This window comes from Monashia sp. NPDC004114 (assembly GCF_053603855.1).
The window spans coordinates 1-1,752 of the sequence record NZ_JBSGGK010000041.1; the positions used below are offsets into that span (position 1 = coordinate 1).

The 1,752-nt window shown below is 63.4% G+C and carries 1 protein-coding gene and 1 pseudogene; both read left to right on the forward strand.

Annotation, left to right across the window (positions count from 1 at the left end; all coding sequences use genetic code 11):
- A partial coding sequence (istA, locus tag ACWEOW_RS25335; RefSeq protein WP_452272027.1) for an IS21 family transposase occupies positions 1 to 1,160 on the forward strand: 1,160 nt, incomplete at its 5' end.
- Positions 1,153 to 1,752: pseudogene (locus ACWEOW_RS25340) on the forward strand (ATP-binding protein); the annotation flags it as partial. The gene istA and the pseudogene ACWEOW_RS25340, both read left to right, overlap by 8 nt.

A 1,752-nucleotide genomic window follows, 5' to 3' on the forward strand; every position in this document is an offset into this window, starting at 1 on the left:
GGCAGGCCTTCGTGCCGCTCGCCTTCGAACCCGGCGAAGCCTTCCAGTTTGACTGGAGCTGCGAATACGCTTTTATTGGCGGGCTGCGGCGACGCCTGGAGGTCGCCCACGTCAAACTTAACTCCAGCCGCGCGTTCTGGCTCGTCGCCTATCCCACACAGAGTCACGAGATGCTGTTCGATGCGCACGCCCGCGCGTTCGCCGCGTTCGGCGGCGTGCCGCGGCGCGGCATCTACGACAACATGAAGACCGCCGTGGACAAGGTTGGCCGCGGCAAGGAGCGTGCGGTCAACGCGCGCTTCGAAGCGATGTGCAGTCACTACCTGTTCGAGCCGGAGTTCTGCAACCGGGCTGCAGGCTGGGAGAAAGGCATCGTCGAGAAGAACGTTCAGGACCGGCGACGTCAGATCTGGCACGAAGCAGCGCTACGGCGCTGGGAAACGCTGGAGATCCTGAACGAATGGGTCGCTGGTCAGTGTCGTGAGGCGTGGCACATGCGGCACCCGCAGTGGCCTGAGCTGACGGTCGAGGATGTGCTGCAGGACGAGCGTACCCGGCTGATGCCCAATCCACGGCCGTTCGACGGCTACATCGAGCAGACCCTGCGAGTCTCGTCGACCAGCCTGATTCACTTCCAGCGCAACCGCTACAGCGTGCCCACCGAGTACACGAACCAGTTGGTGAGCGTGCGCTGCTATCCGGCATATCTCAGCGTCGTCGCCAACGCCCAGGAGATCGCACGCCACGAACGCAGCTTCGAGCGGCACATGACCTTCTACGATTGGCGCCACTACGTCACGTTGGTCGAGCGCAAACCCGGCGCACTGCGCAACGGCGCGCCGTTCATCACGATGCCGCAGCCGCTGCAACTGCTGCAGCGGCATCTGCTGAAACACCCGGGCGGCGATCGCGTCATGACGCAGGTGCTCGCTGCGGTGCGCGAACACGGGCTCGATGCGGTGCTGCTCGCCGTACAGGCTGCGCTGGATTCAGGACGCCCCAGCGCAGAGCACGTCCTGAACGTGCTGAGCCGGCTGAAGGCGCCCGTCACGAATGGCAGCCTCGCCACGACGAAACTCCAGCTCAAGGAAGAGCCCGCGGCCGACGTGAGCCGTTACGAGACGCTGCGCGCCAACCCACCGGAGGATCGTCATGTCTAACGATATCGCGGCCCAGCTCAAGGGTCTTAAACTGCACGGCATGGCGAGCACGTGGCCGGAGCTGCTCGCGCAGTCGCGCCACACTGACTTCGAGCCGGAGCGCTTCATGAAGCAGCTGTTGATGGCTGAAACCGCCGAACGGCAGGTGCGCTCGATCGCCTATCAAATGACCGCTGCGCTTCCCGGCCCACCGCGACCTGAAGGGCTTCGACTTCGCGCAGGCACACGTCGACGAAGCGCTGGTGCGCGAACTGAGCGAGCTGTCGTTCCTCGAAAGCGCGCACAACGTCGTGTTCATCGGTGGTCCGGGCACTGGCAAGACGCACCTCGCCTCAGCGATCGGAATCGAAGCCGTACAGCGCCACGGCAAGCGTGTGCGCTACTTCTCGACCGTCGAGCTGACCAACGCCCTGGAGCAGGAGAAGTCCATCGGCAAACAAGGCCAGGTCGCCCACAAGCTGATGTACGTCGATCTGGTGATTCTCGATGAGCTGGGCTATCTGCCGTTCAGCCAGACCGGTGGTGCTTTGCTGTTAGATCTGCTATCAAAGCTTTTCGAGCACAAGAGGGTCGAGATCACGACCAATATCTG